The sequence below is a fragment of the Sphingomonas hengshuiensis genome, assembly GCF_000935025.1.
GTDB classification, from domain to species: Bacteria; Pseudomonadota; Alphaproteobacteria; order Sphingomonadales; family Sphingomonadaceae; genus Sphingomonas; species Sphingomonas hengshuiensis.
This window is the reverse complement of the sequence record NZ_CP010836.1, coordinates 2,711,901-2,733,241: the sequence shown is the minus strand read 5'-3', so window position 1 is coordinate 2,733,241 and position 21,341 is coordinate 2,711,901. Positions and strand designations below refer to the sequence as shown.

14 protein-coding genes are annotated in these 21,341 nt (G+C 67.3%); 9 read left to right on the top strand and 5 right to left on the bottom strand.

What is annotated here, in order from left to right; all coding sequences use genetic code 11:
- Nucleotides 1-62: 62 nt before the first annotated feature.
- Nucleotides 63-1,289 carry a type III PLP-dependent enzyme gene (locus TS85_RS12065; protein ID WP_077228582.1) on the bottom strand — a complete coding sequence of 409 codons (1,227 nt, stop codon included), beginning with the start codon at nucleotides 1,287-1,289 and terminating at the stop codon, nucleotides 63-65.
- 152 nt (nucleotides 1,290-1,441) lie between these two features.
- On the opposite strand from TS85_RS12065, the gene TS85_RS12060 reads away from it, so the two are divergent.
- From TS85_RS12060 to TS85_RS12055, 3 genes are read left to right on the top strand one after another with little or no spacing between them, the layout of a single operon-like run.
- A complete protein-coding gene (locus TS85_RS12060) occupies nucleotides 1,442-2,410 on the top strand; it encodes a threonine ammonia-lyase (RefSeq protein WP_044332433.1) in 969 nt (322 codons plus the stop codon).
- Nucleotides 2,411-2,412: 2 nt separating this feature from the next.
- Entirely contained in the window at nucleotides 2,413-2,589 is a 177-nt protein-coding gene (locus TS85_RS25860) for a hypothetical protein (RefSeq protein ID WP_173426227.1), read from the top strand.
- Nucleotides 2,586-2,756 (top strand): hypothetical protein, encoded by a 171-nt coding sequence (locus TS85_RS12055; RefSeq protein WP_155006395.1) that lies wholly within the window; start codon nucleotides 2,586-2,588, stop codon nucleotides 2,754-2,756. Before TS85_RS25860 ends, TS85_RS12055 begins: the two co-directional genes overlap by 4 nt.
- Nucleotides 2,757-2,760: 4 nt before the next feature.
- Here the strand turns inward: TS85_RS12055 and TS85_RS12050 are convergent, their stop codons facing one another.
- Nucleotides 2,761-4,851 carry a phosphocholine-specific phospholipase C gene (locus tag TS85_RS12050; protein ID WP_044332431.1) on the bottom strand — a complete coding sequence of 697 codons (2,091 nt, stop codon included), beginning with the start codon at nucleotides 4,849-4,851 and terminating at the stop codon, nucleotides 2,761-2,763.
- A gap of 239 nt (nucleotides 4,852-5,090) precedes the next feature.
- On the opposite strand from TS85_RS12050, the gene TS85_RS12045 reads away from it, so the two are divergent.
- Both TS85_RS12045 and TS85_RS12040 read left to right on the top strand, forming a co-directional pair.
- Nucleotides 5,091-8,312, top strand: a complete 3,222-nt coding sequence (locus TS85_RS12045) for a glycoside hydrolase family 2 TIM barrel-domain containing protein (RefSeq protein WP_052507877.1) — start codon at nucleotides 5,091-5,093, stop codon at nucleotides 8,310-8,312.
- An 86-nt stretch (nucleotides 8,313-8,398) separates the two neighbouring features.
- On the top strand, nucleotides 8,399-11,347 hold the full coding sequence (locus tag TS85_RS12040; protein ID WP_077228581.1) for a TIM-barrel domain-containing protein: 2,949 nt from the start codon (nucleotides 8,399-8,401) through the stop codon (nucleotides 11,345-11,347).
- Nucleotides 11,348-11,350: 3 nt separating this feature from the next.
- Here the strand turns inward: TS85_RS12040 and TS85_RS24130 are convergent, their stop codons facing one another.
- Both TS85_RS24130 and TS85_RS12030 read right to left on the bottom strand, forming a co-directional pair.
- On the bottom strand, nucleotides 11,351-14,443 hold the full coding sequence (locus TS85_RS24130; protein WP_227698462.1) for an arabinofuranosidase catalytic domain-containing protein: 3,093 nt from the start codon (nucleotides 14,441-14,443) through the stop codon (nucleotides 11,351-11,353).
- 47 nt (nucleotides 14,444-14,490) lie between these two features.
- Nucleotides 14,491-15,681 (bottom strand): alpha/beta hydrolase-fold protein, encoded by a 1,191-nt coding sequence (locus TS85_RS12030; protein ID WP_044332429.1) that lies wholly within the window; start codon nucleotides 15,679-15,681, stop codon nucleotides 14,491-14,493.
- A 254-nt stretch (nucleotides 15,682-15,935) separates the two neighbouring features.
- Between TS85_RS12030 and TS85_RS12025 the strand changes: the two genes are divergently transcribed.
- The 3 genes from TS85_RS12025 (at nucleotide 15,936) to TS85_RS12015 (ending at nucleotide 18,842) form a co-directional block, all read left to right on the top strand.
- Nucleotides 15,936-16,115, top strand: a complete 180-nt coding sequence (locus TS85_RS12025; RefSeq protein ID WP_044332426.1) for a hypothetical protein — start codon at nucleotides 15,936-15,938, stop codon at nucleotides 16,113-16,115.
- A complete protein-coding gene (locus tag TS85_RS12020; protein ID WP_044332424.1) occupies nucleotides 16,112-17,437 on the top strand; it encodes an AtzE family amidohydrolase in 1,326 nt (441 codons plus the stop codon). The genes TS85_RS12025 and TS85_RS12020 overlap by 4 nt, the downstream gene beginning before the upstream one ends.
- A gap of 61 nt (nucleotides 17,438-17,498) precedes the next feature.
- Nucleotides 17,499-18,842: an NCS2 family permease gene (locus tag TS85_RS12015; RefSeq protein WP_173426274.1), complete on the top strand. Its 1,344-nt coding sequence runs from the start codon at nucleotides 17,499-17,501 to the stop codon at nucleotides 18,840-18,842.
- A 234-nt stretch (nucleotides 18,843-19,076) separates the two neighbouring features.
- On the opposite strand, the gene TS85_RS12010 is transcribed toward TS85_RS12015, so the two are convergent.
- Nucleotides 19,077-20,423 (bottom strand): M28 family metallopeptidase, encoded by a 1,347-nt coding sequence (locus tag TS85_RS12010; RefSeq protein WP_044332418.1) that lies wholly within the window; start codon nucleotides 20,421-20,423, stop codon nucleotides 19,077-19,079.
- A 108-nt stretch (nucleotides 20,424-20,531) separates the two neighbouring features.
- Here TS85_RS12010 and TS85_RS12005 point away from each other — a divergent pair, with 108 nt between their 5' ends.
- Complete coding sequence (locus TS85_RS12005) at nucleotides 20,532-21,263, top strand: DUF3800 domain-containing protein (protein WP_044332416.1); 732 nt, start codon at nucleotides 20,532-20,534, stop codon at nucleotides 21,261-21,263.
- Nucleotides 21,264-21,341 lie beyond the last annotated feature (78 nt).

Here is a 21,341-nt window from a genome sequence, read left to right as displayed (position 1 = left end):
CGTGCCGCGAGAAGGTCTCTGCGGCCTGAGGTCCCGGCTTCCGCCGGGATGACGGGTTAGCGTTACAGCTTGACGACGTTCGAGGGCCGGGCCTGTTCCGTATCGTCCGCGACATAGAGCGAGACCATCGGTTCGTCGCCGACGATCACCGTCCGGTCCGACCCGAAGCCGTTGAACGCAGTGCGCATCGCCGAGCCATAGGCGCCGAGCATCCCGATTTCGATATAGTCCCCCGCGCGGATGTCCGCCGGGAGCAGGAACGGGCCTGCCATATGGTCCATATCGTCGCAGGTCGGGCCATAGAAGCTGAACTCCATGTCCTTCGCGTTCGAATCGGGCTCGCGCAGCAGCTCGACCGGGAAACGCCAGCCGATATGCGCCGCATCGAAAAGCGCGCCATAGGCGCCGTCGTTGATGTACAGTTCGGACCCGCGGCGACGCTCGACGCGCACTACGATCGAGCTGTACTCGGCGCACAGCGCGCGACCGGGCTCGCACCAGAGTTCGGACGAATAGCTGACCGGCAGGCTTTCGAACGCGCGGTGGATCGTCGCGAAATAGCGCTCGAGCGGCGGGGGCTCCATGCCGGGATAGCTCGACGGGAAGCCGCCGCCGACGTCGATCACGTCCACGGTAACGCCCGCGTCGACGATCGCCGCACGCACGCGCTCCATCGCGTTCGCATAGGCTTCGGGCGACATCGCCTGGCTGCCGACATGGAAGCAGATGCCGAGGGCATCGGCGACCTGTCGCGCTGCGATCAGCAATTCCTTCGATTCGCCGGGGCCGACGCCGAATTTCGACGCGAGGCTGAGCTTCGAATGATCGGACGAGACCCGCAGCCGGACGCACAGCGTCAGATCGGTCGCGCCGTTGGTGGCGGCGACGATCTTTTCCAGCTCTTCCAGCGAATCCAGGCTGAACACGCGGACGCCGTGATCGAAATAAGCCTCGGCGATCGCTTCCTCGGCCTTGACCGGGTGCATGAAGCACAGGGTCGCGTCGGGAAGCGTCGTCGCGACCAGCCGAACCTCGGCGATCGATGCAACGTCGTAATGCGTGATTCCGCTCTCCCACAGGATCTGAAGCAGATCCGGCGAGGGATTGGCTTTAACAGCATACATCGAGCGACCCGGGAACTTCTCTGCGAAGAACCGGGCGGCGCGGGATGCCGCATGCGGACGCGTCAACGTAACCGGCTGAACCGGACGCTGATTGGCGATGTCGATGCCGCGAACGGCGTTCGAAAGGGGACCAGCTAACCCCAGCGCGCGATGATGCTTGTGCAACTCAAGGGACCTCCAAGTGCCTGACGGCGAGTCGTTGACAAAAGCTGCCTTGCGGTTGGAAGTCCCATGGGGCAGCGGAAGGCGGCACATAAGGGCGAGGTTCCCCTGTGTAAAGCGATTCGAGACCCGGAAAACTACAGCAGGGGCGATATGTGACGATTGTGCGACAACCTACGCGGGCCGGAGTTCGCGACGCGGCCGCGAAGATTGCAGCGATCCTGCCGCAAACTCCTATTTTCATTACAGAATTTCGCGGGATTCCGGTGGTGTTCAAGGCGGAATCGCTGCAGCCCGTCGGCGCGTTCAAGATTCGCGGCGCATGGCACCGGCTGACCGCGCTCGACGATGCCGCGCGCGAACGGGGGGTGGTCGCCTTCTCGTCGGGCAATCATGCGCAGGGAGTCGCATGGGCGGCGCGGCGGCTGGGCATTCCCGCGGTGATCGTGATGCCGTCCGACGCGCCGCGCACGAAGCTGGAGGCGACGCTGGCGATGGGCGCCGAGGTCGTCCGATACGACCGCGCGACCGAGAGCCGGGAGAAGATCGCCGCGCATCTGGCGCATGCGCGCGGCGCCGTGCTGGTCCCCAGCTTCGACGATCCCTGGGTGATCGAGGGGCAGGGCACTGCCGGGATCGAGGCGATGTCGCAGATGATCGAGGCGAAGCTGCCCGATCCGGCGCGGGTGATCGTGCCGTGCGGCGGCGGCGGGCTGGCCGCCGGGCTCGCGATCGCGCTGCCCGAGGCGGAGATGGTCGTGGTCGAGCCCGAGGGCTGGGACGATATGCGCCGCAGCCTGGAGGCCGGATGGATCGAGCCGGTGGGCGACAACCCGCCGCCGACCGCGTGCGACGCGCTCCAGACCAAATTGGTCTCGCCGCTCACCTTCGACGTGCTGTCGCGGCGGGGCGCATTGGGCGTGGCAGTGAGCGAGGCCGAGGTGCGCGAGGCGCAGCGCTGGGCCGCGGCGAAGCTGCGGCTGGTGGTCGAACCGGGGGGCGCCGTCGCGCTGGCGGCGTTGCTCGCGGGCAAGGTTGCGGTCGAGCCGGGGTTGCTCGTGATCCTGTCGGGGGGCAATGCGGACCCGGACGCCTATGCCCGCGTCCTGGGATCGAAGGACTGAAAATGGCGAACCGCGCAGGCGCCGTGCTGGCCAACATATTGAGCGTCGCGACGCGCGGGGTGGGGCTGTTCCTCTGGTATTTCCTGCGGCTGATCTATCGCGGCGAGCCCAAGGTGGTGGCGGGCTTCGCGGGCGTGGGCGTGGCGATCGTCGCGCTCGTTTGGGTCGCGGTGCGATGATCGATGCATCGCTCAACCCGCTGATGCTGAGCCTCGTCGTCGCGGCGATCGCCGTGCTGGTCTGGGGCGCGGTCCGCACCTGGCGCGGGGGAGACCGGCAGAAGGGTGGGCTGATGTTCGCCTGTGCGCTGGTGATCCTGGGGAATCTGCTGATCTGGACGGTGTGAGACGTCAGGCGGGCGCGCCCAGCCGCAGGGGGCCGCTGCCGCCCGCGGCGGGGTCCGAATAGGAGGGCTTGCCGTCCTCGACATGCCCCGCCATCCGCCAGACCTGCCCGGCGCCCGCGAATTGCCGGTCGTACCAGCCATGGCTCTTCGTCAGGTCCAGCGTGATGCGGCGCGTCGCCCCGGCGGCCAGGGTGATCGTCTCGGGCGATCCGCCATAGGCGCAGTCGGTCATCGCCAGCGTCAGCGGAGCCGAGGTGCGGTTCGCGACGTGGAGCGTGGCGGCGACAGCTTTCCCGCTCGTAATCCCCACCGAGAAGCGGTCGCTCCGCCCGGTCAGGCGGCGGTGGAAGCCATTGGGGCCGAGCACGAACAAATCGATCGGCGTGTCCGACGGGGCAAGCGGGTGGGCCAGTTCCTTGCCGGCGCCCACGGTGTAGCGCGCGGGCTCCGCTTCCAGGCGTGCGACGTCATAGACGTGGAACACCGCTGCCCGCTCGGCCGAGTGGTTCGCGAACGCCAGCGCCGCACCGCGCAGCCGGGCGTCGAGGGCGTAGGGCGTCGCGCGTCGCCTGCGCAGCCCGGTTTCCTGCACGGGAGCCTTCAGTGCATCGGGAAGCGGCGGCTGGATGCCCTTCAGGCTCGCCGCGCGCGCGGACAGCGCGGCGGTGGCGGGGAGCGTCGCCATGAAATCGACGGTGTCGGGCGCGCGGAAATCGAAGCAGGAGGTGAGGTCGCCGCACACTGCGCGGCGCCAGGCGCTGATATTGGGCTCGCGGACGCCGAACCGGGCCTCGAGGAAGCGCAGCACGCTGGTGTGGTCGAACACCTCCGACGCGACATGCCCGCCCTTGCTCCACGGCGAGATCACATAGAGCGGGACACGGGGGCCGAGCCCATAGGGGCGGTTGAGGTACACCGCGTCGGTGGGCGCCTGCGAATGGCGATGATATTCGTCGTCCGCCGCGATGCTGGTCGCGCCGATGCTGCGCCCGGAGACGATCGCCGGGGGTGCCGGCGGGGGGACATGGTCGAACAGCCCGTCATTCTCGTCGAAATTGATCAGCAGCACGGTCCGCGCCCAGACTTCGGGATTGGCGGTGAGCGCGTCGAGCACCCGTGCGGTATAGTCGCCGCCCTGGAGCGGGGTGGAGACGCTGGGGTGTTCGGACAGCGCGGCGGGCGCGACGATCCACGACACCGCTGGCAGCTTCCGGTCGCGGACATCCTGCCGCAGGTCGTCGAGCGAGCGCGTCGCCATCGTCCGCTGCGCGAGCAGCGCTGCGGCGCCCGTGCGACTGCGCTGCGCCTCGCGATAGCGGCGGAAGCCGACGAGCGGGTTGTCGTCGAAATTATCGGCCATGTCCTGATAGATCTGGAAGCCGATGCCCGCGGCCATCAGCCGTTCGGGATAGGTCGTCCACAGATAGCCGCCATGCCCGCGCGGATCGGCCTTAAGGCTGTCATAGCCATTGTCGATCGCCGGACCATTAGCGCGCGCCATGGGATCATGCGTGCCCGTCCAGATATAGAGCCGGTTGGGATTGGTGCTCAGGTGCAGCGCGCAATGATAGGCGTCGCACAGCGTGAACGCCTCGGCGAGGGCATATTGGAAGGGCAGGTCCTCGCGGGTGAAATGCGCCATCGCGTGGTTGTGCTTGGCACGAGTCCACGCGCCCATCCGGCCATTGTCCCATGCCGCCTGGCTGTCGGTGAAGCCATGCGGGGTCCCCAGCGGGCGGTAGAGCCGGAAATCGGTGGCGGTATCGAGCCGGAAGGGCGCGACGAACGCCGGCTCGACGCCGCTATGCTCGTTCGGCTGGAGCAGGACGGTGCGGTCGGGCGCGCCGGGCAGCGGCGGCGCGGGGAGGGCGAAGCGGTCGCCAAAGCCGTGGACGCCGCGCATCGTGCCGAAATAATGGTCGAAGGCGCGATTCTCCTGGGTGAGGATCACGACATGGTCGACGTCCTTCAGCGTGCCGGTGCGGCGATCGGCGGGAATCTCCAGCGCGCGCGCGATCGAGGGCGTGAGACTGGCCGCGGCACCCGCGGTCGCCATCATCGTGCGAATGAAACTGCGACGATCCTGTGTCGTCATGCCCTGCTCCAGAAAATCCTTTGACTCGAAGGCGCGTGGACCCGTGATGCGGCGTCGCGATGACACTCGACTGGATCAAGGGGGTGTTGCAACGAAAATTTCGCGCGTGCCGGTTTTGGCTGCGAAATGTCATCGGCCAGCGCTTGCGAAGCGCGCCAATCCACCTCGCGCGCGGCGCGACAATCGTGCAAACACGCGCCAGACAAAGAAAACGCGCGAATCCGGGCGAGAGGGGCATCATGAAACTGGCTGCTGCTGCATTGGCGATGTTGTCGCTGCTGGTCCTCGTTCCCGGAACGCAGGGGCAGAACCGCCCGGTCGTCCCGCTCTCCCCCCAGATCGATTCGAGCCGCCCCGACTGGGAGAATCCCGCCGTGTTCGATCGCGGCAAGGAGCCCGCGCGCGCGACCGGATTTCCGTTCGAGAGCCGCGAACTCGCGCTCGAGGACGATCGCAGCGCGTCGACGCGCTTCCTGTCGCTGAACGGCCAGTGGCAATTCTTCTTCTCGCCCAATGTCGACGGGGCGCCCGCCAATTTCTTCCGCGACGATTTCGACGTCTCGGGCTGGAAGCAGATCCGCGTTCCCGCCGACTGGCAGGCGGAGGGCTATGACCAGGCGCGCTACAACAACATCACCCATCCGTTCCCGGCCAACCGCCCGCTGATCCCGCACGATCGCAACCCTGTCGGTTCGTACCGCCGCGATGTCGACGTGCCGGCGGGCTGGGCCGGACAGGACGTGATCCTGCATATCGGCGCGGCGGGATCGGCTTATTATGTCTGGGTAAACGGCCAGCAGGTCGGGTATAGCGAGGACAGCAAGCTGCCGTCCGAGTTCGACGTGACGCGCTTCCTGCGGCCCGGGCGCAACACGGTTGCGATGCGTATCTATCGCTGGTCCGACGGCTCGTATCTGGAGGACCAGGACTTCTGGCGCGTCTCCGGCATCGAGCGCGAAGTGTTCCTGATGGCGGCGCCCAAGACGCGGATTCGCGACTTTGCGGTGCGCGCGGGGCTGACCAACAACTGGCGCGACGGGACGCTGGACGTGACCGCTAAGGTGCTGCCCGGCGCCAAGGCGATGCGCGTGCGGGCGACGCTGCTGGACGGCGCGCAGACGGTGTCGGAGCGAGTCGCGACGGTGCGCGCCGGCACGACCGAGCAGACGGTGCAGCTTGGTGGCCGGCTGGCCGGGGTGCGGAGCTGGTCAGCGGAAGTGCCCAACCTCTACACGCTGCTGATCGAGCTGCTCGACGAGAAGGGCGCGGTCGTCCAGGCGACCCGGCAGCGCGTGGGCTTTCGCGACGTGGCGATCCGCGACGGCCAGCTCCAGGTCAACGGGCGCCCGGTCTATATCCGCGGCGTCAATCGCCACGAGCATGACCCCGACACCTTCCACCTCATCTCGATGGAGTCGATGCGCCGCGACATCGAGATGATGAAGCGCAACAATGTCAACGCGGTGCGCACCTCGCATTATCCCAACGACCCGCGCTGGTATGATCTGGCGGACGAATATGGCCTCTATGTCATGGACGAGGCCAACATCGAATCGCACGCCTATATGGAAATGGGCTGGAAGGGCGATGCCGAGCGCGAACTATACCAGCTCGGCTATGACAAGGCGTGGGACGACGCGCATATCTCGCGCGTCGCGAACATGGTCGAGCGCGACAAGAACCATCCCTCGATCATTTTCTGGTCGCTGGGCAACGAAGCCGGGATCGGGCCTGCGTTCGAAAAGGCCGCCGCAGAGGCGCGGCGCCGCGATCCGACGCGGCTGATCAACTATCTCGGCTGGGGGACGCTGTCTGAGCCGAAGCCCAATGCCTATGCCGATATCTTCGCGCCGATGTATTACAGCGTCGCCCAGACGATCGAATATGCCCGCGACCCGCGCTTCACCCAGCCGCTGATCCAATGCGAATATGCGCATATGCAGGGCAATAGCGGGGGAAACATGGCCGATTATTGGGAGGCGATCTATGCCAATCCCAAGCTGCAGGGCGGCTTCATCTGGGACTGGGTCGACCAGTCGATGTATGCGCGCGACGAGAAGGGCGAACCCTATTGGGGCACCGGCGGGATCTATGGCCCCAATCCGGGCGGGGATATCGAGTTCGGCGACGGGCTGATCCAGCCCGACCGCACCCCCAACCCGCATCTGTTCGAAATGCACAAAGTCTATCAGCCGATCGCATTCCGCGCGGTGGATGCAGGCGCCGGGCGGTTTTCGGTGATCAACCATCACGATTTCCGCAACCTTGCCGAGTTCGACCTGGGCTGGATATTGCTCGAGGACGGGGTGGCCGTCGCACGGGGCGACCTGCCCGCGCTGGACGTCGCGGCGCGTGGCGAGGCGGCGCTTTCGGTCGCGCTCCCGGCGCAGCGGCGGGCCGGGCATGAATATGTGGTGACGCTCACGGCGCGGGCGCGCGGTGCATCCGCATTGATCCCGGCGGGGCATCTGCTCGCATGGGACCAGTTCGTGCTTTCCGGCGAGGCCGGGACAAGCGCTGAACCCGCCGCATCGTTGGAGGTGCGTGAACGTGGGGATGCGGTCACGCTGTCGGCGGCGGGGAATGCGCTGCAGGTCGATCGCGCCACCGGGCTGGTGGAATATCGCCAGGGCAGCCGCACGTTGCTGTCGGGCGGCACCCCCAATTTCTACCGCGCGCTCACCGACAATGACCTCGGCACGCGCGTGGAGCGTACCCATGCGGTGTGGAAGGCGGCGTCGACCACGCGTCGCGTCGACGGGATCGACGTCGAGCGGGCAGGCGACGCTGCCGCCTTGGTGCGGGTGCGGTTCACGGTTGGCGACGGGACGGCGCGGTTCGAGAGCCGCTACCGGATGCGCGGCGACGGCACCGTTTCGGTCGACGCCAAATTCGCGCCGGTCGCGACGGGGCTGTCCGATCCGCTCCGGGTCGGGATGGCGTTCACCATGCCCAGCGGCTTCACCGATCTGGAATGGTACGGCAAGGGGCCGCACGAAAGCTATTGGGATCGCCAGGCGGGTGCCGCGCTCGGGCGCTGGGCGGGGGCGATCGCCGACCAGAACCATGACTATATGCGCCCGCAGGAGACGGGCAACAAAGTCGGCGTGCGCTGGTTCGCAGTGCGCGGCGCCAACCTGCCGACGGTGACGGTGCGCGGCGACCAGCCGCTCTCCGCCAACGTCCTCGCCTTTCCCTATGAGGACCTGTCGCGGCGCCCGCCGGGCACGCGACGCAGCAGCGATATCGTGCCGCACGGCCAGGTCAGCGTGATGATCGACGCCGTGCAGAGCGGAGTGGGAGGCACCGATAGCTGGAGCCCGCTCGGGCGTCCGCTCGAACGCTATCGCGTGCCCGTCGCGCCGCTCGACTATGGCTTCACGCTGGCGATCACGCCGCCCGACCGGCCCGCGCGCGGCGCGATGCCCGCCAGCGCGACGGGCACGCCGATCGGATTCTGACCCGCCGCGACCGGTTCCGGGCTTTTCATGTCGGAGTAATAGGTTAGACGTTTCACGAAACATGCGAGAACGCAGGAGTGGAGCGGATGGCGGTCGGTCGGAAAATGGGCGCGGTGCTGGTGGCGCTGATGGTCTCTACTGCGGTGCACGCGGTGCCGGTCGCGCCGCCTTCGGGCACGGTCCCGCTCGCCGCACAGACCGGGCTCGATAACCGCGGCCACCTGATCCGGGTGGGGCAGCCGGGCGATGCGGGGTTCGCATTTGTCCGACTGGAAAACGGCGTCCAGCTTCAGGTCGCCGGAGTGACCAAGAACCTGATCTTCTATGGCGCCGGCATTGTGCGGGTGAACGCCACTCTGGGCGAGAATTACTGGACCGCGCCCAGCCTGGCGGTGATCGGCAAGCCCGTGGCGGTGAAGTTCACGGTCGCCGAGACCGCCGACACCCTGACGATCGCTAGCGCCCGGCTGCGCATCGAAGTGCGCAAGGCGACGGGCGCGCTGCGCTTCTTCGATGCGGCGGGGAAGCTCTATACCGAAGAGAATGCCGCCGCGCCGCAGACGTTGAAACCCCTCACCATTTCGGGCGCGCCGACGCTGGAGGCGAGCAACCGCTTCACGCTGCGCCCCGACGAGGCGATCTATGGGCTGGGCTTCAACGGCACCGACACGAGCAACCGCCGGGGCAGCGACCTGTTGCTCGTCCAGACCAATGTCGGAATCATCATCCCGGTGCTGATGTCCTCGCGGCGATACGGCGTGCTGTGGGATACGTACTCGCAGATGCGGTTCAAGGACGATGCCGAGGGCGCATCGATGTGGGCGGAGAGCGCGCCCGGCGGTGTCGATTACTATTTCATGGCCGGGGACACGCCGGACGCGGTGGTGGGTGAATATCGCGCGCTGACCGGGCAGGCGCCGATGGTCCCCAAACAGGCGTTCGGGCTGTTCATGAGCAAGGAGCGGTACAAGACCCAGCAGCAGCTCGTCGACGTCGCGCGCGCGTTCCGCGCCGATGGCTTCCCGCTCGATTATATCGTCCAGGACTGGCAATATTGGGGTTCGGACAAGGACGGCAGCTGGAGCGGGATGACGTGGGACCCGACCCGCTATCCTGATCCCGCGGGGATGGTGCGGCAGGTCCACGACCTGAACCTGAAGCTGATGGTGTCGATCTGGCCGTCGATCGGCAACGACACCGCGCTCGCCCGCGAACTGGACTCGCACGGCCTGCGGTTCGCGCCGCTGCACTGGATCTCGAAGCACGCGCGCATCTATGACGCCTATAGTCCGCTGGGCCGCCAGATCTATTTCAAGCACATCAAGTCCGGGCTGCTCGACAAGGGCGTCGACGCGCTGTGGATGGACGGCACCGAGATCGAAGTCAGCAGCGCGATGTGGAACGCGCAGGATAATATCCGCGATACCAAGGCGCTGGGCAACAACGCGCTGGGCGACTTCACCCGCTATCTGAACCCCTATTCGCTGCTGACGACGCAGGGCACCTATGACGGGCAGCGCGCGACCAGCGACAAGCGCGTCTTTACGCTCACCCGGTCGGGCTGGGCAGGAGCGCAGCGGACGGGCGCGGCATCGTGGAGCGGCGACATCTTCGCGAGCTGGAAGACGCTGAAGCAACAGGTGGCGGACGGGGTCAACGTCACGGTGACCGGCAACCCCTATTGGACGCAGGATACCGGCGGCTTTTTCGTCGCGGACTTCCCCGGCGGCGAGAAGAATCCGGCGTGGCGCGAGCTGTACGCGCGCTGGCTGCAATTCTCGGCGTTCAATCCGATCATGCGCATCCACGGCACCAATGTCGAGCGTGAGCCGTATCTGTTCAAGTCGCTCGATCCGGCGGTCTATGCCTCTTTGCTCAAGACGACGCAGCTTCGCTACCGGATGCTGCCCTATATCTATTCACTTGGCTGGCAGGTTACGGCGAACGGCTACACGCTGATGCGGCCGTTGATGATGGACTTTCCCGACGATCGGGCGACCGACACGATCGACGACAGCTTTATGTTCGGGCCGTCGCTGCTGGTCCATCCGGTGACGCGGGCGATGTACCATATCCTGCCGCCGCCCGCCGCGACGATCCCCGGCGAGTATCTGCGCACGCCCGATGGCCAGCCCGGGCTGGCGGGGCAATATTTCGAGGGCGAGAATTTCGAGAAGCCCGTCAGCCGCTTCGTCGATGCGAAGGTCGATCACAACTGGCCCGATCCGCCGCTGGCCGAACTGCCCGCCGGGCTGTCCAGCCTGTCGCATTTCTCGGCGCGCTGGCAGGGGACGATCACCGCGCCCGAGGACGGCGAGTATGAGATCGGCGTCGAGGGCAATGACGGGTTCCGGCTCAAGCTGGACGGCAAGACCGTGGCCGAGGATTGGGCGGCGGGTGCCGCGCGGTACAAGGGCGCGACGGTCTCGCTGCGCAAGGGACAGGCTGTCGGCGTCGAGATCGAGTATTACCAGATCGACGGCAATCGCGTGCTGCGCCTCGCGTGGCGCCGGCCGAGCGAGCGGCGGGCGCTGGGCGGACCGAAGGCGGCGCTCGACGAGAGCGTCGAGACCTATCTGCCGCAGGGCGCGGGCTGGTATGATTTCTGGAGCAACGACCGGTTCGAGGGTGGTCGCCGGGTTACGCGGCAGGTGCCGCTGGACCTCGTTCCGCTCTATGTCCGCGCCGGATCGATCGTGCCGATGGGGCCGAACGTCCAATATGCGACGCAGGACCCCGGTGCCGCCTATGAAGTCCGCATCTATCCCGGCGCCGATGCGCGGTTCACGCTGTATGAGGACGACAACGAAACCTACGCCTATGAAAAGGGCGCGCGGGCGACCTATGACCTGGTGTGGAACGACGCCGCCCGGACGCTGACCATCGGCGCGCGCCGGGGCAGCTTTCCCGGCATGACGCGCCAGCGCGCGCTGGACCTCGTGCTGGTCGGCGCGGGGACGAAGGGCGGGATGGCGGCGTTGCCCGCCACCCGGCGCGTTTCCTACACCGGCAAGGCCGTCACCCTCCGGTTCTGACGCCTATTCGCGTCGCGCTGGCCGCGCATAGGCGTTCGCGGCGCCCGGCGTGGGTAGCTCCGCAGTGACCGGCGCTCCGGCAGCATGGCTGCGCGTCAGCGGCGCGGTGAGCGCGATGCCGCTGCCCGCCACCTGCGTCCCCGCAGCATAGGCCCGGCCCAGCGGTGCGGTGACGGTGATCCGGCCACCGCCGCGCCCGCCCTGCGCCGCCTTGACGGTGGCGGTCTCTGCGCCGGCACCCTCGCCGATCGTGATTGCCTGACCGGGGGTGAAGCCCATCGTGCTGGCGACCTGGAGGACGGTGCCGCCCTGCTCGCTGCCGGTGCGGACCGTCGTCGCGCCCGCGCTGCCGACGCTGGCGACGACGGCGCGTTCCTGCGCGTCTGCCGCGCCGATCGTGATCGACTGGCCGGGCATGAAATCGGTGACGTTGGCGACCATCACTGCGGCGGCGCCCGCCTTTGCGCCCTGGGGCAGGAGCGTGGCGGGCTGGACCACGAAATCCCGGCACAGGCTGTCGCTGTCGGCGCCGTCGGGAAAGCGCCCGATGCTGCGGTCGGGTGCGCCGGGCGCCGATGCGGCGAGCGCAGTCGCGGGGGCGCTGGGCCCCGAGCCTGCGCCGGGGATGACCGCGATGCAGCCGCCCTGACGCTGCACGCCCTCCAGCGTCGCGATCTCCGGCGCGGTGACCGCGCCGCTGGCGCTGGAATTGCTCTGCTGCGATCCATAGACGATCGCGTCGACCAGCACCGTGCCGCTGGGGTCGGTCAAGCTGATCGCGCCGCCGCGGATCGAGAGCGGGCCGCCGAACCAGTGATGCGGGGTGGGGCCCTGATAGCCGGCGCTGCGCACTTGGGCATTGACCACGGGCGCGCCATCGGCATGGCGGCGCTTGAGCGGCTGGGCGAGCGTGATGCCGCTGCCCAGCGCCTGCACCGCGTCGCCGCTCTTGTGCGCAAGGCGCGTCGCGGGGGTGAAGGTGATGCCGGTGCCGGGGCCCGCGACGTCGACGCCCTCGATATTGTCGAACTTCAGCGGCGCCGTGAGGGTAACGCCGGTCCCGGTCGCGCCGGGGGTGCCGATCGCAGCGACCTGGATATGATCCATCCGCTGGCCGGTCCCTAGCGTGAGCCGGTCGCCGGGCAGGAGGTTGGCGACGTCAGCGACCTTGATGACGCGCGTCCCCGCGGTCACGGCGGTGGCGAGCGTGGTCTGTGTCCCGGCCTTGCCGACCGCAGTGACGGTGACGATCTCCTGCGCCGCGCCCGTGTCGATCGCCATTTTCTCGCCGACCGCGAAGCCCGTTGCCTGCGCGACGGGGAGGGTGGTCGATCCGGCGGGGACGGTGAGCCAGGGGCCGGTGGAGACCGGGATGAAGATCGTCGTGGGCGCGCTCGCCGCGGTGCCGAGCGTCTTGACCGTCGCATGCTCGCCGTCGAGCGCGATACGCTGGCCGGTGGCGAAGCCCTCGACGCTGCGCAGAACGAGCGTGGTGGCCCCTGCCGCTGCCGGAGCGACCAGCCCCGAGGTGGCGAGGCCGAGCAGATAATGGCTCCCGGGCGCCAGCCGCGTCCCCGCCGGGAGCGTCGCCAGCGGCACGGGCGCGAAGAAGGTCCGGGTGTTGACGAGCTTCCAGCCTGAAATATCGACCGGAGTCGGCGCGGCGTTGTACAGTTCGACGAACTGGTTGGTCGCGTTGCCGCCGCTCGCGAAGCGGACTTCGTTGATCTTGACGGGCCGTGCGCTGCGCACGCGCTGGACGCTGGTGTCGGAGCGCCGCTCGGTCCCCGTGCGCCAGTCCGCGCGGGTGGTGAGGAAACCGGCGCTGGCATCGGCACCGGGCGAGGTGACTTCGAACCGCACGTGCACGCTGGCCCCCGGTGCGACTTCGGCGAAGCGCGCGGGGGTAGCAGCGCTTGCGGTCCAGCCTGCGGGCAGTGCCACGGCCAGCGCCACGTCGGTTGCGGGTTCGCGGCTGCTGTTGGTGAAAGTCGCCGTCATCTCGGCAGTATTGGCGGGGCGGAAGCTGACCAGCCGCGATTGGGTGAGCAGCGGCAGGCCATAGCGTGCCGCGACGATATTGGCCTGGACCGCGTCGGTGACGGCATCGGCGGGCTGGCCGGCGGTCATCACGCCTTCGTAGAAGGTGCCCGCCGATCCGTTGCCGTTGTCGCCGCCATTGCCCATCTGGATCGCGCCCTTCTTGCGCATCGGGAAATAGGCATTGTTCTCGCGCGAGCCGGGCCGCGCGCCGGCGTAGAAGGTCTGGAGCGGGCCGCTCTGGGCATCGCCGCCTCGCAGGCTCCAGAAATTGCGCCCGCCGCCGCCGAACACGCCGGTGACGAAGCGCCAGTCGATCGACGGGTCCGCCGCATTTACTCCGGCATCATAGCCCGAGAACAGCCCCGCCTCCATGTCGGACATGATCCACGGCCCCTTGCCGGAGCCGCTGCCCCATCCGCTCGACGTGCCGAAATAGACGCTCTCCATCGTGCCGGTGCCCACTGCCAGCCCGTTGGTCGACGCATTGCCATAGTTGAAGCAGCAGCCATTGCTGTAATGCGTGCCGTCGACGACCGTGTGGATTCCCGCCGCCTCGTCGTTGATCGGCAGGTCGCGGGCATTGTTGTTGCGAAAGCCCATGCCCGGCATGATGTACACGCCATAGACCTTGTGCCCGCCCAGCGTGATCGGCGCCATGTCGGCGATCGGCTGGGCATCGAACGCGCCCTTGGCCGGGCCCGGATAGAGCGGGCCGGGCGGCGCCTGATAGAGATGATTGCCCTTGCCCGACTGGTCATAGATCCGCGTGATGACACAGAGTGTGTCGGCGCAGAAGCGGTCCTGCGCCCCGGCATCGGCATAGCCCGCGCGGACGATGCCGATGTCGAGCACGCGATCGTCGGAGTGGCGCTGGACCTGATAGAGCGGGCCGTCATAGCGGGAGAACAGCACGCGCGTCGTGCTGTGCGCGGTGACGCAGGGCGTCCCTTTGGCAGCGTAGAGGTCGCACGGCCCCTCCGGTGCCGCCTGCGGGCCAGGTGCGGCGCCGGCGAGACTGGTGAGAAACGCGATGACTGCACTTTGACCTAACAACACCGCGTCTCCCATCCGTCCGTCGTGATTTGGCGTCCGTCCCCGGCTCAGTCCTTGAACAGCAAAGGCGCAAGCTCGCGCAGGCTCCGCCGCCAGGTCAGGAACTCATGCCCGGTGTTGGGCGAGACATAGAACACGCTGTTCACCCCGGCCTGTTTGACAGCCTCCGCACTCACCCGCGGATCGACACGCGGGCCGCCGCCCGGAGGGCCGCCCATGCCGCGGCCTTCCAGCTCGCGGCTGCCGAAGCTGACAAAGGCGAGCTTGACCTTTTCCTTGAATCCCGGGGTCTTGTTGACGTCGTCGACCGTGAAGGTCCCGCCGCTCAGCAGCGCGATATAGGCGAACTTGTCGAGGTTGGCCGGTGCGATCAGCTTGGTCTCGAACCCGCCCATCGACAGCCCCGCCATGGCGCGGTGATTGGCATCCGCGAGCGTGCGGAAATTGGCGTCGACATAGGGGATCAGTTCGTCGACCAGAACGGTCTTGAACGGCTTGATGTCGAAACTCGCCATCCCGCCGGGCCGGACGTCGTTGGTCATGCCATAGGTCATCACGATCAGGAACGGCCGCGCCTTGCCCGATGCGATCAGATTGTCGAGGATCAGATTGGCGTGCCCCTGGTTCGACCAGGCAGTCTCATCCTCGCCCCAGCCATGCTGGAGATAGAGCACCGGATAGCGTTCGCGGGCATTCTTGTCATAGCCGGGCGGGGTGTAGACGAAGGCCCGGCGCTCGGTGTTGGTGCTTGGGGAATGGAACAGCACCTGTTCCACCCGGCCATGGGGCACGTTCTTGAGCGCATAGAAATCGGCGTCATGCGCGGGGATCTCGATGCCGCTTTCCCAGCGGGTCGAGCCATAGAAGTTCATCGCGCCCGGATCGTTGAACGTGCCGCCGTCGACGGTCAGGTGGTAATAATGAAACCCCTCGTCGAGCGGCCCCTCGGTCGTGCCGGTCCAGGTGCCATCGGCGCCCTTGGTCAGCACCGTCCCGCCGCGCCCGCCCAGCCCGAGGCTGACCTTCACGCTCTGCGCATCGGGGGCGACGACCTTGAACCGGGCAATGCCCTGCGAATTGACTTGCGGATATTGCTGGCCCGGCTGGTTGACCGAGGAGGGTTTGAAATCCTCGGTAACGCTAGCTGGAGCCGGCGCCGGCGCGGCGGTCTGCGCCGATGCTGAGCCGATGCTTGCCAGGCACATAGTCGCGAAAAGTGCAGCAACGAATGGTTTCATCCGACGTCCCCTCCCTTAAGTTGCGTCCGTTGTGGATCGCAATGATTACTCGGACTATTGCAGGAGTCCGGGCGCGCTGCAAGCGGTCGCGAGGCTATGAATCGTCGCAGTCGCGAGCCGCTCGATCTTTGCACCCGGGCGTCGGTCTCGAATGGTTACGCAACGCGCACAAGACAGGTCGCGCCATCCACCTCGCCGCATAGGTCGGACAGATCGGCTTTGACAATCCGGCGGCTGCGTCCTCTACCGGGGATATGCCCGACACGTCCGTAAACTATGTCGCTCTCGCCCGCTCGCTTGCCGAGTATCGCGGAATAATCCTCGAGGGGGATAGTCTGGCGGGTGTTGCGGACATTCTTCGTACGCTCAAGGGCCATGCCGAGAAAGTCGAGGCCAGCAATTGCGGGCGGTCGCCCGGGGACGCCATGGCATGAGCATGCTCGCCGGGATTGCGGCGGATGTCCGTTCTGGGCGGAGAAGCGCGGTTGCGATTGCCTGTTCGGCACTGGCCGCGCTCGACCGGGATAATGGCGAACTGGTCGCAGCCACGCGCATTCTTGCCGCCGAGGCGCTCGATGCAGCCGCGGCGATCGATGCTGCGGTGGCCCGGGGCGAGGACCCCGGTCCTCTGGCCGGGGTCCCCTTCGGCGTGAAGGACCTGTTCGACGTCGCCGGGCTGGCGACCACGGCGGGCGCCGGGATGCGGCGCGATGCTTCGCCGGCGCCTTGCGACGCCGAAGCCGTGCGGCGGCTCAAGGACGCTGGCGCGGTGCTTGTCGCGACGCTCAACATGGACGAGTTTGCCTATGGCTTCGCGACGATCAACGCGGCTTTCGGCACCACCCGTAATCCCCATGATCGCGCCCGGCTGGCGGGCGGATCGTCCGGCGGTTCGGCGGCGGCGGTGGCGGCGGGGATGCTGCCGCTGACGCTGGGTTCGGACACCAATGGATCGATCCGCGTGCCCGCGGCGCTGTGCGGCGTCTATGGGCTCAAGCCGACGCATGGCGGGTTGCCGATGGCGGGCGTGTTCCCGTTCGTCGACAGCTTCGACGATATCGGGCCCTTCGCCACGTCGGTCGCCGATCTGCAACTGGTGTGGGGCGTGCTCGGCGGAGCGGCGGAGCAGGGCGTGGCCGCGCCGCGGGTGGCGCGGCTCGGCGGCTGGTTCGAACGCAACGTCGCACCCGAACTTTTGCAGGGAATCGACGCGATCGGCGCCCATCTTGGCGGCATCCCCATGGTGGAACTGCCCGAGGTCGAGGCGGCGCGATCGGCGGCCTTCCTGATGACTGCGGTGGAGGGAGGATCGCTGCACCTGCCCGAACTGCGCCGCCGCGCCGCGGAATTCGATCCGCAGACGCGCGACCGGCTGATCGCGGGTGCGCTGATGCCCGGCTCCGCCTATCGGGCCGCCGAGCGTTTTCGCGAATGGTTCCGCGCCGAGGCTGCACGGCTGTTCGAGGCACAGGACGTGCTGATCGCGCCCGCAGCCGGTGTCGAGGCGCCCCTGGTCGAGGACCCCATGGTCGTAGTCGACGGGATGCGCGTGCCGGCGCGCGCGCATCTGGGCATCTATACCCAGCCGCTGAGCTTCATCGGGCTGCCCGTCATCGCCGCGCCCCTGCTGCGTCCGGGCAAGCTGCCCTTGGGGTTTCAGCTGGTCGGCAAGCCCGGCGCGGAAGCGACGCTTTTCGCCTTTGCCGCGCGGCTGGAGGCCGATGGGCTGATCGGAGTCACGTCGCCCGCGACATGACGCTTCCGTTGCGCGAAGCACGGGCTATGCTGCGGTGCAGTGTGATGCGGGGGCGCAGATGATGGGCGAGCCGGTCGAAGAACGGGCAGGGGTGCTGGAGCGGCGGTTCGGGCTCGCCGCCGCGGGCACCAATGTCCGCACCGAAGTGCTGGCGGGGGCCACCACGTTCCTCACCATGGCTTATATCATCCTGGTCAACCCGGCGATCCTCGGCCAGGCGGGAATGCCGGTTGCGGCAGTGGCGGCGGCGACGTGCCTTGCCGCGGGCGTGGCCAGCATCCTGATGGGCAGCCTTGCCAACATGCCGCTCGCGCTGGCGCCGGGCATGGGGCTCAACGCCTATTTCAGCTTCACCGTCGTCCAGGCGATGGGCGTGCCGTGGCAAGTGGCGCTGGGGTGCGTGTTCGTCTCCGGCGTGGCGTTCCTGGTGCTGACGGTTGCGGGCATCCGGCAGATGATCATTGCGTCGATCCCGCAGCATCTGTTCGCGGCGGTGGCCGGCGGCATCGGGCTGTTCATAGCGTTTATCGGGCTGCGGAACGCGGGGATCGTCGTGTCGAACCCGGCAACCGCGGTTGCGCTGGGCGACTTGCGCGCGCCCGGCGCGGTGCTGGCGCTGGTCGGGCTGGTGCTCGTCGCGGCGCTTTCGGCATGGCAGGTACGCGGGGCGATACTGATCGCGATCCTCGCCACCACGGCGCTCGGCTGGGCAACGGGTCTCGTCGCGTTCACGCCCCAGCCTTATGACCTGGGCGCCATCGCGCAGACGGCGTTCCAGCTCGACCTGGGCGGGGTGTTCGGCTTTTCGGGGCATGGGCTGGCGCTGTTCGAGATATTGTTCGTGTTCCTGTTCGTCGACTTGTTCGACAATATCGGAACCCTGGTGGGCGTCACCCGCCGCGCCGGGCTGATCGGCGCCGATGGCCGCATCCCGCGGCTCAATCGCATCCTCGTCGCCGATTCGTTCGCTACGATGTTCGGCGCGCTGATGGGGACGAGCACCGTCACGTCCTATGTCGAGAGCGCGGCGGGGGTGCAGGCGGGCGGTCGCACCGGATTGACGGCGATCGTCACCGGCGCCCTGTTCCTCGTCGCGATGCTCGCCGCACCCTATGCACAACTGATCCCGCTCGCCGCGACGGCGCCCGCGCTTGTGCTGGTCGGAGCGCTGATGATGGCGCCGCTCGCCGAGGTGCCGTGGGACGAACCCGAGGTGGCACTCCCCGCCTTCCTGACGCTGGTGATGATCCCGCTGACCTTCTCGATCGCCAACGGGCTGGCGTTCGGGATCACCGCGCATGCGCTGCTCAAGCTGGTCCGCGGGAGAATATCGAAGAGCGACTGGCTGTTGCTGGTGCTGGCCGCGCTGTTCGTCGCGCGCTTCGCATGGATGGCCGGCGGTTAAGAGGGCGTTTGGAAATGCGCCGGGGAGGGGGCGGAGCACTCGCTCATCGCGCACTTCCAGCGAAAACTTGTTCATTGTCTTGCACATACAGGCTCCACCAATTCAGGCGTTGGAGCCTCCGGCAAACCGGCGCGGTGCAATGTTTCTGTTCCGCCGCGAAGAAGAAGCGCGCAAATCTTGGCGCCTTCGCGTGAAATTCACCCTGGTCCGGGCGCCCGCCAGAACGCCCGTCGCTTACTCGCGGGGCCGCCCGCCCGGTGCCCATTGCGGCGTGAAGCGGCTGTCCGCCATCCAGCGCACCGGCGCGATCAGCGACTGGATCGCGCGCGCCATGAACGGGATGTCGAGGTTCGCGAGCGTGTCCTCGGGCGTGTGATAGGTCGGCACCACCGCCCATCCCGAAATCGTGTGCGCGACGATGCCCTTCAGCGCGAGGCTGTAATTGTCCGATCGCTGGAAGAAGTTCTGCTCCGGATATGGGTCCGCGGCGACGCGCCCGCCATGGTCCTTGAGCGCGGCGCCGAGGTTCGAGCGTTCATACCCCGTCATCATCATGTCGCCCGCGGGCAGCTTGGGGTCCTGCGCGCCGATCATCTCGAATTCGATATTCGCGACGATCCTGTCCAGCGGCACCGGCGGATTGGCGGCGAAATAGCGCGATCCGAAGCCGCCAATCTCCTCGCTGCCATAAGCGACGAAGAGCAGCCCCCGGCGATGCTTCTTCCCCGCCAGCGCCTGCGCCAATTCGAGCACCGCGGTCGTGCCCGATGCGTCGTCATTGGCGCCATGCATCACCTTGCCATCGGGGCGCGGCCCGAGATGGTCGAGATGCGCGCTGAGCAGCAGCACCCCCGCCTTGGGATCGGTGCCGGGGAGATAGCCGATCGCGTTGGTGGTGGTCCGCACTTCCTCCACCAGCCCCGGCAGGTCGAGCGCGACCTGTGCCCCCGGCTGGGCGACGAGCGCGTCGAACGCGGCATCGGGGAGGGCGACGACATTGGGGCGCGGGCGGGGCGGCTGGCCCTTGAGCGTGGTCGGCATCCGGGGCTTGCCGCCGACCCGGTCATAGGCGCTGCGCACATCAGCGGTGGCGCGCACGATGACCAGCCTGACCTTGGCGGGATCGAGCGCGCCCGCCAGCCGCAGCGGATTGCCCGGCGCAGTGAGGATCACGACGTCGCTGGCGGGCGCTACCTTCGGATCGGTCCCCGCAAAGAGGCTGAGCGTCCCCCGCACCGGCTGGCCCGACGCCGCGAAGAGCAACGGCGAGGCGATCGCGGTGCCGTTGACGGTGAGCACCGCCGGGCTGTCGAGCCGATAGCCGATGATCTCGGCAGTCTGGGTATAGCCGGTCATCCCCGGCGCAGTCTGGAGGCCGTAGCCGCGAAACACTGCGGCGACATAGGCGGCGGCGGCGGCCTCGTCGGGGGTGGCGCTACCCCGACCGCGCAGGGCATCGCCCGCGAGATAGGAGACATGGCCGCGCACCGAGGACTCGCTGACCGTCTGGGCCGTGGCGGGGGTGGCGAAGGTGGTGGCCGCGAGGAGGGCGGCGAAGGCGGCGGTGGTGGTGCGGCGCATGTGGTGTGTTCCCCTGTGTTGGGGCGGGTTTAGCGGTGCGGGTGGGGGCGGGATAGGGGGGCGAAACGGGCCATTGCCTTTCCAAGCGGTTGAATCCACAAATTGTGCATGTCGGAGTTCAGTGACTACATTGTCTTTGCCGATGAGAGCGGCGACCATGGGTTGATTTCGATTGACCCGCAATTTCCAGTGTTCGCGCTTGTATTCTGTGTGTTTGAGAAGACCGATTATATCAATGAAATAGAGCCGTCATTTCGCCGTCTCAAGTTCAAGTATTTTGGGCATGATGCCGCCGTACTTCACGAGCGGGAAATCCGTAAACAGGAGCCGCCCTTCGCATTCTTGAGGCAAGACGTCGCGCTGCGGGACGGCTTTATGACGGATCTCACCAAGATCATGGTGGGGGCGCGCTTTCACGCTTATTGCGCCGTTATAGATAAGCTGAAGCACAAAGCCCGCTATAGCGATCCTTGGAATCCGTATGAGATTGCGATGCAGTTCTGCATGGAGAAACTCAGCAATAGGTTGGTAGCCGATGGACAGCGTGGCCGGCGTACCCATGTATTGTTTGAGGCGCGGGGACGCGAGGAAGATCGGCAGCTCGAACTGGAATTTCGAAGGGTCGCGTCCAACGACAAGCGATGGGGTTGGCGCGCCGTCGACTTCATGCGAACTCCGTTGGAACCGCTTTTTGTACCCAAAGCGGCGAACATGGCGGGACACCAACTCAGCGACCTGATTGCCCGCCCTCTTGCGCTGCGGGCATTAAGGCCCGACCAGCCAAACCGTGCGTTCGACATCGTTGCCAAGCGCATCCACCATTTCAAGGTCTTTCCCTGAGATGTCGAAGCGGCCTGCAAACGAAAGGGCTCCGGTTGTCCGAAGCCCTGACGTCGACCGGGAAAGCCCAATCCTTGC

Bases quoted from the DNA above. Each gene is read 5' to 3' on its own strand.
- TS85_RS25860 (WP_173426227.1), top strand. From the start codon at position 2,413: ATGGCGAACCGCGCAGGCGCCGTGCTGGCCAACATATTGAGCGTCGCG.
- TS85_RS12055 (WP_155006395.1), top strand. From the start codon at position 2,586: ATGATCGATGCATCGCTCAACCCGCTGATGCTGAGCCTCGTCGTCGCG.
- TS85_RS12050 (WP_044332431.1), bottom strand. From the start codon at position 4,851: ATGACGACACAGGATCGTCGCAGTTTCATTCGCACGATGATGGCGACC.
- TS85_RS12045 (WP_052507877.1), top strand. From the start codon at position 5,091: ATGAAACTGGCTGCTGCTGCATTGGCGATGTTGTCGCTGCTGGTCCTC.
- TS85_RS12040 (WP_077228581.1), top strand. From the start codon at position 8,399: ATGGCGGTCGGTCGGAAAATGGGCGCGGTGCTGGTGGCGCTGATGGTC.
- TS85_RS12030 (WP_044332429.1), bottom strand. From the start codon at position 15,681: ATGAAACCATTCGTTGCTGCACTTTTCGCGACTATGTGCCTGGCAAGC.
- TS85_RS12025 (WP_044332426.1), top strand. From the start codon at position 15,936: ATGCCCGACACGTCCGTAAACTATGTCGCTCTCGCCCGCTCGCTTGCC.
- TS85_RS12020 (WP_044332424.1), top strand. From the start codon at position 16,112: ATGAGCATGCTCGCCGGGATTGCGGCGGATGTCCGTTCTGGGCGGAGA.
- TS85_RS12015 (WP_173426274.1), top strand. From the start codon at position 17,499: ATGGGCGAGCCGGTCGAAGAACGGGCAGGGGTGCTGGAGCGGCGGTTC.
- TS85_RS12010 (WP_044332418.1), bottom strand. From the start codon at position 20,423: ATGCGCCGCACCACCACCGCCGCCTTCGCCGCCCTCCTCGCGGCCACC.
- TS85_RS12005 (WP_044332416.1), top strand. From the start codon at position 20,532: ATGTCGGAGTTCAGTGACTACATTGTCTTTGCCGATGAGAGCGGCGAC.